This is a genomic window from Sphingobacterium sp. UBA3519 (assembly GCF_002377215.1).
GTDB classification, from domain to species: Bacteria; Bacteroidota; Bacteroidia; order Sphingobacteriales; family Sphingobacteriaceae; genus Sphingobacterium; species Sphingobacterium multivorum.
In genome coordinates, this window is record NZ_DFPI01000022.1 from 1 (window position 1) to 14,975 (window position 14,975).

The window sequence follows — 14,975 nt, forward strand, 5'->3', positions numbered from 1 at the left end:
TCAGCTTGTTCAAGTATATCCAGACTTCACATTTTTTATTTGCTCATGTTTGTTATTGCGATATTCGGAGATGTATACTTTGCAAAAATAAATTAAGCACGAAATTAAAGTAGCTCAAAATTTACCTTTTAACTGGATATGCTGCACCACAGTTTTCAACCGATTGTCTGTGATAGCTATCCTGTCAAATCCTGTTCCTGTCGATTTAAAAGTGTTGATACCGTTTTTAAATCCGCTTTTGATCTGGTTTCCGCTCACATTGATATCTGATGATCTGCGTACCGAAGAAGATTGAATATCGATACCGACCTCATTGGAATCATTCCCCTCAATAATATTTCCCTCTACGGAACAGTTGTCGACCGTATATAACGAGATGCCCGTTTTCCCAACACCCAAAACAACATTTCCGGCAGTTTGATCCAGGGCTAAAAATCCACTTTCAAAATATCTTGTTCAAAAAATTATCCTGTCTATCAGACTATCAACGAGATGTAATGCGATAGATATGCAATTCTATTTCTTATCCTATGCAAAGTCGATCGAAGAACAAATCTGTTAGATTTGTAAGACTGCAAATGATCAAAATCCAGATAGAATAGATAAATGTTCCTAATATGAAATCAATATTTGAGAAAAACATAAGAGAAGCGGTCATCGAAAGAATTAATTTATTACACGAGGACAGCGATGCTCTTTGGGGAAAAATGACAGTAACGCAATTATTAATCGAGCAATATGAAACATTTGAAAAAGCTACATTTGTACATTGGTTCTTTGGTAGAATGTCCAGAGCCCAATTAGGTCAGTTCATATACAAACATTGCAACCACCATTTAAAGCAGTTTGGAGCGTAACCCAAAAAGCCACGGAACCGCTACATGTGTCAGACGTTATAACGGGTTCGTTCGAGGGCAGGTATCTGAAAATGGAATAGGTCATTATTGGTGTAATGTTTCAACACGCAGGATTGTGTTTAATCTCGGATATGATCTATTATAAAAAAAGCGCCATTGAACAAACTCAAGTTATTTATTTATATTTGATCTGCTCAATTTCTTTAATTTGAATAGTATTCTACTAATATAAATGGGAAAACCTGTATTTTTATATCTGATTTTATTTTTTATAGCCACAATTTCCAAAACTAAAGCGATTGCTTTAAAAGACTCCTCAATTCTCAATCTTACTAATCTCATTCAAAATAAAGATACTTTTGTTGAGCAAAAAGAGCTTTATCTTTCCCTGATAAAAAAAAAGCTGGACAATAGCACCGAAAATCTGAATCTAAAATTTGAATTACAAAAACAGCTGAGTAGCTCATACGCATCCTATAAATCTGATTCCGCTATTTATTATGCTAAGAAAAATTTGGAACTGGCAAATAAACTCCAGAGTCCAAATTGGATACTAGAAACTGAATTAGACCTTTCTCTACATTATCTGGTCGCAGGTATGTACATTGATTCTAAAGATATTTTGGATAGAATACCCATCCAAAAATTAAACAATCACCTAAAAATAAAATATCTGGATGCTCAAAAGAACTTTTTCAAGTTTTATGCATACCATAATTATAACCAAAAAAATTATTTAGCAATTAGCCGTAATTATCGTGATTCTTTATTAACGCTGCTTGATGAATCTTCGAATCACTACAAAATGGTATATGCAGAAAAACTGATCGACCTGAACAAAATAAAAGAGGCTAAAGTAATCTTGAATTCAATATTCGCGACAATAAAGGAAGATAGCCATGAAAAAGCAATGCTTGCATTCTCACTTTCAGAAATATACCGAAAGGAAGGCAATGTAGGCAAACAGTGCGAACTGCTGATTATATCCGCAGCTTGCGATATTAAAAATGCGATAAAAGAAAATACTTCCATGCAAGCGTTAGCATTTTTACTGCACCAACAAGGTTACATCGATGAATCCTATATGTGTATAAAATCATCGCTTGAAGACGCAATCTTCTGCAATGCTAAATTTAGGACCTATGAAGTTTCTCAAATTTTCCCAATTATTGATACCTCTTATCAGGAACATCAAAAACAAAAAAAGGAGCAATTGTTTACGTTTTTAATTGTTGCTTCCGTCCTTTCCATATTATTGATACTAGCGATAATATATGTTTATAAACAGATGAGAAAAGTGAGTAGGTTCAGGCTCGAATTATTTAAAGCAAATCAGGATCTCAATAAACTAAATGACGAATTACAAACTAAAAATGAAGAGTATAAAATTGTAAACAACAAATTGTCCAAAACGAACAATTTGTTGTATGAATCCAATCACATCAAAGAGGTATACATCGGACATTTTCTTGATATCTGTTCAATGTACATCACGAAATTGGAGAAATTTCAGACCTTAATAAAGAAAATGATCATGGGAGACAAAATCTCGGAGCTCCTTAACTTGGTTAAATCTAACGAGAGAATAGACAAAGAAAAAAAGGAACTGTTTAATACCTTTGATCATATTTTTCTTCATCTCTTTCCCAGTTTTGTAGACGATATAAACTCGTTGCTGACCGAAGATGGAAAGATAATGCTTAAAACGAATGAGCTCTTGAATACCGAATTGCGCATCTTCGCCCTAATCAGACTCGGTGTAAATGATTCATCCAAAATTGCTGGATTTCTCCATTGTTCCTTAAACACAATTTATACTTATCGGGCAAAAATTAAAAGCAAAGCTATCATAGATAAGGATGAATTTGATAAAAACATCATGCAGATCGGAACGATTAAAAGTATTTAGAAACAAGACACCCGATACGTTTAAATACCCATCTATACAGCTCTGATTCGCTGTATTACATATCGTACTGCGTGTTAAATTTAGATTATTCGGTACGCTAAATGTTAATTCCCTACCTAATTTACTGCTGTTATATCTATATTTTTCTAAAGAAAAATATAGATATAACAGCTAATAATCAAATACTTAAACATTCACCAGACTTATATTTTGCGTTTACGATCTTTTTCCTGGGATTTGGTTTCTCTAGATTTGGAACTGTAACCAATGGCTGTTTTAGAAAATACCTAAGCAGCAAAAAAGGGATAATTTAAAAATTTTAAACAACCAATTTATGAGGGTAATCTATTTAAGACAGTGCTCGTCTTTAAAGTATCTATTAACTGTGTTTATGTGGATACTGATAATGACATGGGTACAAGCTCAAGAAAAAAACATTCAAGGGAAAATTCTTGATGTGACAGGTAAACCAATGGCCGGTGTTTCTATTACCGTATCCGGAAAACCAAAAGCTACTAAAACAGATGACGAAGGAAGATTTTCACTATCCGCAGTAAATGTCGGGGATAAATTACAGATAAGTTTTCTAGGCTATAAAAAATTGGAAAAGAATATTGATAACGCCACTGTCTATAATCTAACGCTTGAAACAAATGAAGAAAGATTAGCGGACGTTGTAGTAGTTGGCTACGGAACCCTAGATAAAAAAGAAGTAACCAGCGCCATTACACATCTAAACGGTAAGGATCTCAACGTATTTGGTGGAAATGGCGTACTTAATGCTCTTGCTGGCAAGGTAGCGGGACTCAGTGTAGTAAACACTGGCCAGTCAGATCCGAATTCCTCTCCCAGTCTGCAACTACGTGGTGTGTCTTCCCGCAACGCCGGACTTGGACCGCTTTATGTGGTTAATGGTGTTCCTGGGGGAAATGTTGACAACTTAAATCAAAACGATATTGAATCAATCGATATACTCAAAGGAGGTGCAGCTTCTGCTATCTATGGAACACGTGGGAGCAATGGCGTAATTATTATCACAACAAAAAAAGGCACATCTGAGCCTTACGCATTTTATGATGGATATGCGAGTTTTGACTTACCGAATAACCGTATCCAGGTTCTCAGTGCCGAAGATTTTTTAAAACACAACCGAGGAACGGATTTTGGAGGAAATACCAATTGGTTTAACGAAGTATCGCGCAAATTCGCCTTTAATCAAAAAAATACGCTTCAGTTAGCTGGTGGAAACAGACAAACCAATTATATCGTCTCATTTGACCTGCGCAATGCTCATGGATTGGACTTACGTTCAGACAAGAAAGAATACGGGGCGCGGTTGAATCTGTCCCATACCTCGGCCAATAACCTGTATACAGCCACTGTAACCATTGCGCCCAGGTTCCTTAAAGCAAATAATGCCAGTTATAATGCATTCAATCAAAGTTTGACACTAAATCCGACATTGCCGGTGATGGATGCAAAAAATCCAAACTTATTCAATTATATCAATACGGGTTTTTCTGGTGCTTATAATCCTGTTGAAGAACTTCGCACGGTATTGGATGGAACCGAGGGCAAGTACCTGGACTGGAATGCAGCTTTTAAACTTAACATTTTGGAAAACTTGTCTACACAGGTAACGTTGGCACAACAATCTTCTGATTTTTTTGATTTCAATTTTACACCGTCCTACAATACAGGCGCGATTAATGGAAATAGTGGTAGAAATTCAGCAGGAAGAAATTATAAAAAAAGTGACCAGTATGTATTTGAATGGACAGGAAACTACAAACAAAGTTTCGGAAGACATAATATTAACGTATTAGGAGGATATGCATATAATTATTTTCTGTATTCAGGAATGAATGCGGGTAACCAAAATTTCCCATCCGATGTACTGACGTATAACAATCTGGGCTCAGGTCAATATGACGTCCCTATTCCTACCAATCCACAGCCGGGTGATTACACATTCAGATCGGTTGGTTCATATAAAAATGATGCGAAACTGATCGCTTTTTTTGGAAGAGTAAATTATGATTTGGCAAATAAATATTATGCATCGGCAAGTTTGCGCTATGAAGGCTCTTCTAAATTTGGAAGACTGAACAAATGGGGTTATTTCCCCGCGCTCTCCTTAGGCTGGCGAATTATGGAAGAGGATTTCTTTCCGAAAGCTTCTTGGATCAATGACCTGAAACTTCGAGCAGATTACGGTGAGACGGGTAATCAGGACTTTGGCAGTTACCTTTCGTTAGATACTTATCAAGGTTATGGTTATTTTGCATTTAACGGGGCATCGTACCAAGTTTGGGGTCCCAGTCAGAATACCAACTATGACCTTCGTTGGGAAAAAGCACAGAACTTAAATTTCGGCGTCGATTTTGATCTTTTCCAACGAAAAATAAGTGGTAGTATCAATTATTATGTACGTACCAACAAAGATCTACTAGGCTCCTATAACGTTCCGGTTCCACCATTCGTGTTAACAACAACCTTTGCCAATGTAGGTACTATGAAAAATTCGGGCCTGGAAGTGCAATTGAATGCTAAAATCCTCACCCAGAAAGATTTTTCATATTCGGTAAGTTTCGCTGGAGCATCAAATAGCAATAAATTCGTTTCCTTTTCAAATGACATTTATAAGGGGCAAAACTTTCAATTCATGTCCTATATGCCTTCGCCGGGGTCTCCCGGACCAGCTCAACGTTTGGAAGAAGGACGGAGAATCGGCAGTTTCTATATGTACGAATCTGCCGGTATCGACGCCACTGGACGTTTGATGGTGTATGATAAGGACAACAATATTATACCCGGAAACACAGCAAAGGAAGAAGATAAACGTTTTGTAGGCAATGGATTACCATTGTTTACCGCCAGTTTGGGACAGAACTTTACCTACAAAAACTTCGATCTTTCGGTATTTTTACGAGGTTCATTTAAATACGACCTCTTTAACACGACCGCTTTTTATTTGGGAACCCCAGTTACGCAATCTGGTGCGAACGTGCTCAAATCGGCTTATGGAAATGGCAAATATGCTGCGTTGACCAATGCAGAGACCTATTCTACTCTTTCGGATTACTTCTTGGAGAAAGGTGATTTTGTAAAAATCGACAATATTACGATTGGTTATAATATCAAACCTCCTGTCAAGCAAATCAGTTCGATCCGGGTGTATGCCGTAGCACGCAATCTATATACTTTCACCAAGTTTACAACAGGTGATCCTGAAGCAATATCCGTTAATGGACTGACACCCGGTATAAATACTTCCTTGTCTTACTATCCATCGACGGCACAATTCCTAGCAGGCTTACAGGTTAAATTCTAACGATTAAACACAACAAAGAGATGAAATTTTCATTACGTTATATAATTCCCCTTTCCATTAGCACCCTAATTTTGGGAAGCGCAAGCTGTACCAAGCTTGACGAAACCTTATATGATAAAATTACTTCTGACAATTTCTTACAGAAAAGAGAAGATGTGATCCGTGATTTTTTGAGACCGTTTGAACATGCCTTTTGGTCGATTCAGGGTGGTGGTCTATTTTACGCGCAGGAACTCCCTGCCGACCAATTGATGACCCCAAATAGGGATGGCGACTGGTTTGATGGAGGCAAATACCAACGGGCTCATTACCATACCTGGACAGTTCAGGATGATTATACCAGTGATATGTGGAAAGCTCTTTTTCAGGGTATCAGTTTAGCTACAAACTCGCTTGAGGATATCGAAAAGGTGGATATCCAAAAAGTTCAGATCACTGAAGCGGAAAAGGCCGACTTTGTGGCTGAGCTGAAGACACTCCGGGCCTGGTTCAACCTACGGGCTTTTGATTTATACCGGAATATTCCACTGGTAACAAAAGTAAAGGGTGAAACTGCAACTCCGCCGCAAGCGACACCTGCTGAAACCTTCGCCTTTATTGAAAAAGAGCTGAAAGATGCTATTCCCGGATTGCCACTCCGTCAGGATCTCGGCACAACGGGTATTGGTAGATGGACAAAAGGCGGAGCCGCAGCCTTATTGGCCAGACTTTATCTGAATGCTGAAGTTTATACGGGTCAAAGCAAATATGCTGAATGTGCTGCGGTATGTCAGGATATCATAGACGGAAAATATGGCAATTACCAATTGGAAACGATATGGTCAAAACCTTTTGATTACGATAACGCAAATTCAAGTGAAGTTATCTACGGATTCCCTGCAACTTTGGCCCGCACACACTGGCATTATAGTTCGGATATGTATTGGTGGATGGCACCGCATCAGGCTCAAAATTTCTTCGGCTTTACCGATTTCGGAAATATGAATACCCGCTATGCCCTTCAGCCAGGACGGGATGTGGACAGTGTCGAGTATAATTTTGCCCTCGGTAAGCCCTTTATCAAATTTCAGCGCTATCCAGATGATCTTCGATTAAAGAAATATAAAAATCTTGGCAATAGTAAAAGAGAAGGTATGTTTTTGTTCGGTTACCTCCCCTATTATAGCGATCCGACAAAATTGGTCAAAAGCAACCGAGGATATACCATCTTTGCCCGTGATCAGGTGGGATGGTTTAAAGATACCCCTCCGGGAACAAAGATCGCAGATAAAGAATCCAATATGAACCATGCAGATGACAACTCTGGCTTATGGGTTGCGAAATATCCGATATATCCTTCTAAGGATCCAAATACCATTTCTTCGGCATTTGCAGAGATTAGACTTGCTGAAATTTATTATTCACTAGCTGAATGTAAATATAGAACCGGCGATAAAGGATCCGCCGCAAAATTGTTGAATGCGGTGCGTAAGCGTAACTATCCAACTGGCTCAAACAGCCTGTACCTGGAGTCGGGACAGCAATTGAGCGATCAGGAAATGATCGATGAATGGGGTCGTGAGTTCCTGGTCGAAGGAAGACGCCGAACCGATTTAATTCGTTGGGGTAAATTCAATTCTGGAAAATGGTGGGATAAAGAACCTGATAATAGTGATCATACTAAAATTTATCCTATTGGACAGAGTGTTTTCACACTAACTCCGTCATTGCAACAGAATCCCGGATACTAATCAGTTTTAGTAAGTATAAAACCTTTTGAAAGTTATGAAATTTAATTGGAATATAAGATTGTCGGCTTCAAAGCAACTTGGAAATATCCTGCTATGGGGCGTATGTTTAATAATGGTGCAGTCCTGTTCGAAAGAACTGGATGCACCTACTCCACTGCCATTCGAAATTACGGATATTACAGCATCTGCTGATAAAGTGGTCATTAATCCGAGTAAGCCGTCTGAGGATGCGCTTACGGTTTCGTGGCCGGCATTTTCAAACTCAATGATCTCTTATAAAATAATCCTGGCTAACGGTGAGCAACGGGATAGTGTAGCAGTCGCCTCTGGAGCGATAAGCAAACGGTTTACCCAGGGTGAATTGAACGCTATACTAGTTGAAAAATTGAAGATGACGGTCAATATAGAGTCCAAACTGGATATTACGGTGCTCGGACTAATTCCGTCAAAAACGCTGTCAACTACATCGAAAACAATCAGCATACAGGTTGTTCCTGGTCCGGTCGGTGCGGCGTATGCATCCCTATGGGTGGTGGGCGATGCTACGCCAAATGGCTGGAATATTGAAAACCCAAATGCAATGAAGAAAGATCCGACCAACGCCTTTCAGTTTAAGTTTAATGAAGTATTGAATGCTGGTGACTTTAAAATCCCTGTAGCGACAGGAAATTGGGGGACAGATTTCTTTATGCCTTTAGCAAACCATCCAAAACTTTCCGAAACTGGTGTTCAGCTGGTTCCGGGTGGAAACCCTGATTATAAATGGAACATCGCAACTGCTGGCGCTTACAAGATTCTGCTTAATATCAGTGCAACCCCATTTATAACGATCAAACCTTTTACCCCGTACAAGCAGATATGGCTCGTAGGGGACGCTGTGCCTTCTGGCTGGACAATAGATAATCCAACACCAATGGTGCCTACAGCAGGAAACCCTTATGAGTTTACTTATACAGGCTCATTAAAAGTGGGCGAATTTAAGATCCCAACCGCAACCGGAAGCTGGGACGGAGATTTCTTCATGCCACCAACCAATGGAGAAGGAACAACAGGAAAAGATGCAATAATTATCGCTGAGGGTAAAATCGACAACAAATGGAAAATTACCGAAGCTGGAACGTATAAAATTACCTTCAACCAGCTTTACGAAACAATTTCAATTGTCAAAAATTAGGCCATATGAGACGATTTCATCAACTCGCTACACCACTTGTATTTTTGAACATGCTGTTTATGACAGCATGTTCAAAAACTCCTTCAAATGATATAACCACAAAGATAATTCATCCAGACAGTTTGCAAAATCCGTTCGTCGGCCCACTATATTGGAGCCCTTACGAATATAACTTCGAAACGGATGGTTATATTCCTGAAGATGAATGGGAAAAGAATATCAACTGGATTGACAACAACCTAAAATCTTTAGGTTACAAGATGGTCTGTATCGACGGCTGGGGCGACGACTTTAAATACAACGCCGATGGTTATCGTACAACCCACTCGTCCAAATGGAAGCACGACTACGCCTGGTGGTCCGATAACCTGAAAGGTAGAGGGATGACTTTGGGAATATACAACAACCCCCTATGGGTAATCAAATTGGCTGCTGATGCTGGTGTAAAAATTAAAGGAACGAATATTCCCCTTTCCAGCATCATGAAAGAAGATGAACAGGCCACCTGGTTTAAGTGGGTACAAGTTGACAAACCGGGAGCCGAAGAATATGTCAAAGGATATATTCAATACTATGCGGATATGGGTGTGCGCTATCTACGCGTAGATTTTCTTTCCTGGTTTGAAGATGGAAAAGATAGGAATATGGGGACAGTAGGTCCAGTACGTCCGGCGGCGTACTACGAGAAAGCTCTTCGGTGGATGCGTGAAGCCTGCGATAAAAATGGAATTTTCTTAAGTCTGGTGATGCCACATCTCTATAATGATGCGCAGGTAGAGCAAAAATACGGACACATGATCCGCGTCAACGACGATGTTGGAGATGGCAAATGGTGGCGATGGAGCGACAATGAACGTGGAATCAAACGTGTTGGATGGTCACAATATGCAAATGGCATGGATGGTCTGACCTATTGGTCTAACATTTCAGGCAGAGGAAAGATGATACTGGATGCTGATTTTCTTCGGATTAATACTTTTTCCAATGATCATGAAAAGAAGAGTGTCATCTCAGCCTGCTTTATTTCTGGCGGCGCTGTCACAATTGGAGACCGTTATAATTCCATCGGTAAAAATCTTTGGCTTTACCAAAATAGGGAACTACTTGCTTTAAGAGAAGATGGATTTGTCGGAAAACCCTTAACCAACGATCCGAAAGATCCAAAAAGCCAGATCTGGAAAGGTCAGTTGACCAATGGTGATTGGGTCATAGCCCTTTTTAATAGAGAGAGTAACTATCAAACCAGAGGATTGAATTTTACAGATTTATCTGGCAGCCATTGGCGGGTAAGGGATTTATGGAAACATGAAGACCTGGGGACAATGAGTTCCTATCTTGAGAATATTCCACCACATGGTGTAACAGTTTTGCGATTAACGAAGTAATCCAAAGCTCATAACAATACTGAATTTTAATATATATGCTAAAATAGAAATGATGAAAAAATCAATTTTTCTTTTATTTGTCGTCTTTTGCTGTAACGGGATCGTAGCACGGGGGCAACAGATAAAATCGCCCAATGGAAGATTTGAACTGGCCTTTGGATTGACAAAAGAAGGTACGCCAACCTACGAATTAAAGTTTAAAAACAACGTGGTAATCAAGACCAGCAATCTGGGATTGGAACTCAAGCTCAAACCGGATGAAGAATTAAACTTAAAGGGACAAACGGATGGTGAAACCCAGATAAAAAAGAAGAGCTCGCTTTATAGCAATTTTGAAATCTCCGATTCAAAGACCAGCACTTTCGATGAAACATGGCAACCGGTATGGGGAGAAACTAAAAATGTAAGAAACCATTATAATGAACTCGCTGTCACATTAAACCAAAAACAAACAGAGCGCCAAATTATTATCCGTTTTCGTTTATTTGATGATGGTCTCGGTTTTCGGTATGAATTTCCACTGCAGAAAAACCTAAATTACTTCACTATTAAAGAGGAACGTAGCCAGTTTGCCATGACTGGTGACCATACCGCTTATTGGATTCCTGGCGATTATGACACCCAGGAATATAATTATACCACATCTAAACTATCTGAAATAAGGGGTTTGATGGGAAGCGCTTACGAAGGCGGCAACGTCTCTCAAACCTCCTTCTCGCCAACGGGGGTACAGACCTCGTTGATGCTAAAAACCAATGAAGGTGTTTACATCAATTTACATGAAGCAAGCTGTCTGAATTACTCGACGATGCACCTCAATTTGGATGACAAAAATTTTGTTTTTGAATCTTGGCTTACGCCAGATTCACATGGCGATAAGGGTAAAATGCAAGCACCCGCTACCTCACCTTGGAGAACAATTATCGTAAGTGATGATGCAAGAGATATATTGGCGTCTAAGATGACCTATAATTTGAATGAGCCAAGCAAAATACAAAATACTTCCTGGATAAAGCCTACAAAATATGTAGGCGTGTGGTGGGAAATGATTTCCGGTAAGAGTAGTTGGTCCTATACAAATGAATTTCCGTCTGTCCAGTTGGGAATAACAGATTTCAGTATGGCAAAACCAAATGGTACCCATGGCGCGACAACAGCAAACGTTAAAAAGTATATAGATTTTGCTGCGAAGCATGGTTTTGAGGGTGTTTTGGTTGAAGGATGGAATATCGGATGGGAAGATTGGTTTGGCAATGATAAAGATTATGTCTTTGATTTTGTCACGCCTTATCCTGATTTTGATCTCAAAGGATTAAACGATTATGCACACGCCAAAGGTGTGAAACTGATTATGCATCATGAGACATCCGGATCTATCCGCAACTATGAGCGACATATCGATACAGCCTATAGGCTGATGAACCAATTGGGTTATGATGCTGTAAAAAGTGGGTATGTAGGAAATATTCTTCCATTGGGTGAACACCACTATAGCCAATGGACAAATAACCATTTTCAGTATGCTGTAGAAAAAGCAGCTTCCTACCAAATTATGGTTAATCAGCACGAAGCTGTACGTCCGACGGGTGTAGCACGTACCTGGCCAAATTTGATAGGCAATGAATCTGCTAGAGGTACAGAATACCATGCATTTGGTGGCATAAAGCCCAATCATGTAACTATCTTGCCTTTCACAAGACTTATTGGCGGTCCAATGGATTATACCCCCGGTATTTTTGAAATGAACCTCGCCAATGGCGCCCATGTGAATAGTACGTTGGCCAACCAATTGGCGCTATATGTAACGATGTATAGCCCTTTGCAGATGGCAGCAGATTTTCCGGAAAATTATGATCGTTTTCCAGATGCTTTTCAATTTATTAAAGATGTCGGGCTGGATTGGGATGACAGTAAATATTTAGAGGCTGAACCTGGTCAATATATTACCGTTGCCCGTAAAGAAAAAAATACAGAAAAATGGTTTTTAGGAAGTGTAAATGGAAATTCCAGCAGAACATCGAAGATAAAATTTGATTTTCTGGATGAAGGAAAGACCTATTTGGCAACTATTTATGCTGATGCGTCAGACGCAAACTATAAGACAAAACCACAAGCGTATACAATAAAAACTACAAGAGTAACGAAAAAGGACACGATCGTTCAACATTGTGCCGCAGGCGGTGGTTATGCTGTTTCGATTGTCCCAATCAAAAAATAAAGGCAATTGATGAGATCATAGGGAGGATTTTTCGGATCCAAACGGAAATGAATCCCTAAATGTCTTATCCATTTCTATAATTAATAAGGCCTTCTTCCCAATCTCACTTATGATAGTTTAACGGATCGATATAACTAATGTTCATTAGCGAACTTTATATCGGACCACCAACGAGATGCAATGCGTGATATATGCGGTTCTATTTCTTACATCCTGTTTTGTAAATTCAAAAACCAGTAAAGCGATATCATGAAGCTAGTTGCGAAAATATTTTAATTAAAATAGCGCTGAATAAATATGGATCATTTAGAACCTATACCATTATCGACATTAGTAGCTAATATCAAACAGGAAATTAGTTATGGTGAAGGGAAAATGGAAACCCACAAAGGCTCTAAACAGTTTAGCCCGGGCACCAAAGTGTATATTATCGATTGGTATGCTGGGATGTGCCAAGCTATCACTGTAATCGGCTTGTCCAGAGACACAAAAAAAATTAATTACGATTGTTATACGGGCCGAATGGATCGAAAACTTCCGCGTCAAGTTATGCTCCAACCCTAAAGTATGCTCAAAAATAAAGACCTACTTTGATAAGGAGGAAGCTGGAATGCAGCGGTATACAGAAAAATTTGTAAATGATATGTTTGTCGGTATACCTCAATGGAATGAACCTATTTAACTCTCACAACGATAATGTGAGTTACCTTTGCCACAATTGATTATGTATATGGTCAAATATTGTCCATTACAGTAAATTACTTTGTACTAAATTTTAGATAATGATCTTTCATCGGTATCCCATCTGCAGTACGGAATGCATTTCCTGTAATGATAATTTCATAGGTTTTGTTTGGTTCTAACTCCCAATCAATGATAACAGATTTCTTATCTGAAGAATAACGATGTCCTTTTATCAGCGGAAAACCTTCTTTGGAAATCCCCCTAAATGACCGTCCCTGTCCCAATAAGGGCCTGTCGAAATTTATCTTCAGCTCCCTTAAGGTGTTGTTGACATTGGTTTGTCCATCCTGAATTCCCTCAAAAGAAATGATTTTTGGTCTTCTTTCTTCAAAAGCTGCATCTAAAGAAGAAATATCTGCAGCGTAAGATCGATAAGCTTTGGCAAGTACAGGCATATAGCTCTCTAAAGTAGGATATAAGTCTCGCTGACGATCAAAGTGTTCAAGTTCATCAACAAGTTTCTCAATCCAAAGAAATCCCCTATCTAGCTGTCCATTGGTTTCCTTTGAAATCTCTTCGAAGCTGAAATTATGATCTTTTTGATATTTGATAACCGCAGCTCGAACCAATGCCTCGTTCAACATCGTTTGCCAGCTACCGTATGCCTGCCGGTTCATTTTCTCCTTTACAAGGCTATATAATTTTTCGCCGCTGTCTCTAAAAATTGTCGTGTCTTTTTCCAATAAATAATTAACAAAGGAGTGGTTAAACTCGTGAAGTAATGTAGGGAAATAGCTCTGTAAAGGAAATTCAGCCATGCCAAGACTATCCATACTCCATGTCCCCATAATAGCGTAGACTTCCTTAAGACCCTGTGGATTTTTAATGGCTACCCCATAGTTACCGCCGCCATTTCCCAAACCATTCACAATCAAAAACTTTTCGGATGGTTTCTTACCATAGAATTTAGGGTACCAGTCCAATTCAATATGTTCATAAATTGGAAGAAAGCGCTTTTGTACCTCATTGTACAGTGCCTGGTTATCCTGAAAAAATCCTTTGCTATTACTGTCTTTGTAAAACTTCTTTAACAGTGTTGCGAATTGAAGAGCATTAGCTCTACTCCACCTTTTGTCCAGGGTTTCGTTGATATTTTTTTGCTTAAGATTGAACTTATCATCAAGATGTATGGCCATACTCATCACTGCATCGTAGCCTATGCCATTTTCATTTTTAATCTTATTGACAAAAGTGATCAATTCGTGTTCTTTAAAAGGACCATAGTGTTCATTGATTCGATCAACGTAGCGCTTAAAAATAGCTGAGCTATACTCTTGATTGCCAGCAAGTCTAAACACAATACTCAGAAGCTCGATACGCTCATCAACTTTTGGCTTATCCATAATTTCGTTACGCTGCCCATAGGTAAGCATAAATGATAAACTGAATAGGATAATCAATACATATTTAGAAGTTTTTTCGAACATATTGGAAATAGGCTTTACCATCTTTTATTTATTTTGTACTTGAATGGGGATTCCAAATAGTTTGCCAATAAATTTAACACGCTATTTGCCAATACACTACGAACGAATTTCTTTCTTAATACTGACCGTTATTGAACACTAGCCGTTCAATATTGAACAGGCTGCCAGCCATTTTCGATAATCTTATTCATTAATAT

At 38.9% G+C, this 14,975-nt stretch carries 10 protein-coding genes; 8 read left to right on the forward strand and 2 right to left on the reverse strand.

Going from position 1 to position 14,975, the window contains the following annotated elements; all coding sequences use genetic code 11:
* Positions 1 to 114 precede the first annotated feature (114 nt).
* Positions 115 to 399 carry a right-handed parallel beta-helix repeat-containing protein gene (locus B3297_RS11070; RefSeq protein ID WP_070566755.1) on the reverse strand — a complete coding sequence of 95 codons (285 nt, stop codon included), beginning with the start codon at positions 397 to 399 and terminating at the stop codon, positions 115 to 117.
* A 218-nt stretch (positions 400 to 617) separates the two neighbouring features.
* Between B3297_RS11070 and B3297_RS11075 the strand changes: the two genes are divergently transcribed.
* From B3297_RS11075 to B3297_RS11110, 8 genes are all read left to right on the forward strand, one after another.
* Positions 618 to 857 (forward strand): DUF1569 domain-containing protein, encoded by a 240-nt coding sequence (locus tag B3297_RS11075; RefSeq protein WP_070566757.1) that lies wholly within the window; start codon positions 618 to 620, stop codon positions 855 to 857.
* A 232-nt stretch (positions 858 to 1,089) separates the two neighbouring features.
* Entirely contained in the window at positions 1,090 to 2,766 is a 1,677-nt protein-coding gene (locus B3297_RS11080; RefSeq protein ID WP_070566759.1) for a DUF6377 domain-containing protein, read from the forward strand.
* A gap of 391 nt (positions 2,767 to 3,157) precedes the next feature.
* Entirely contained in the window at positions 3,158 to 6,100 is a 2,943-nt protein-coding gene (locus B3297_RS11085; protein ID WP_070566761.1) for a SusC/RagA family TonB-linked outer membrane protein, read from the forward strand.
* A gap of 20 nt (positions 6,101 to 6,120) precedes the next feature.
* Positions 6,121 to 7,830 (forward strand): RagB/SusD family nutrient uptake outer membrane protein, encoded by a 1,710-nt coding sequence (locus tag B3297_RS11090; RefSeq protein WP_070566764.1) that lies wholly within the window; start codon positions 6,121 to 6,123, stop codon positions 7,828 to 7,830.
* Between the two features lie 34 nt (positions 7,831 to 7,864).
* Positions 7,865 to 9,004, forward strand: a complete 1,140-nt coding sequence (locus tag B3297_RS11095) for a SusF/SusE family outer membrane protein (RefSeq protein WP_070566766.1) — start codon at positions 7,865 to 7,867, stop codon at positions 9,002 to 9,004.
* Positions 9,005 to 9,009: 5 nt separating this feature from the next.
* The gene (locus B3297_RS11100; RefSeq protein WP_139145008.1) at positions 9,010 to 10,389 is read left to right on the forward strand and encodes an alpha-galactosidase; all 1,380 of its coding nucleotides are present in this window, start codon (positions 9,010 to 9,012) and stop codon (positions 10,387 to 10,389) included.
* A 49-nt stretch (positions 10,390 to 10,438) separates the two neighbouring features.
* Positions 10,439 to 12,607, forward strand: a complete 2,169-nt coding sequence (locus B3297_RS11105) for a glycoside hydrolase family 97 protein (protein WP_254667718.1) — start codon at positions 10,439 to 10,441, stop codon at positions 12,605 to 12,607.
* A gap of 297 nt (positions 12,608 to 12,904) precedes the next feature.
* Positions 12,905 to 13,171, forward strand: a complete 267-nt coding sequence (locus tag B3297_RS11110) for a hypothetical protein (protein ID WP_070566772.1) — start codon at positions 12,905 to 12,907, stop codon at positions 13,169 to 13,171.
* 194 nt (positions 13,172 to 13,365) lie between these two features.
* Here the strand turns inward: B3297_RS11110 and B3297_RS11115 are convergent, their stop codons facing one another.
* Positions 13,366 to 14,799, reverse strand: coding sequence for a DUF4932 domain-containing protein (locus B3297_RS11115; RefSeq protein WP_083295983.1), 1,434 nt, complete (start codon positions 14,797 to 14,799; stop codon positions 13,366 to 13,368).
* Between the last annotated feature and the right edge of the window lie 176 nt (positions 14,800 to 14,975).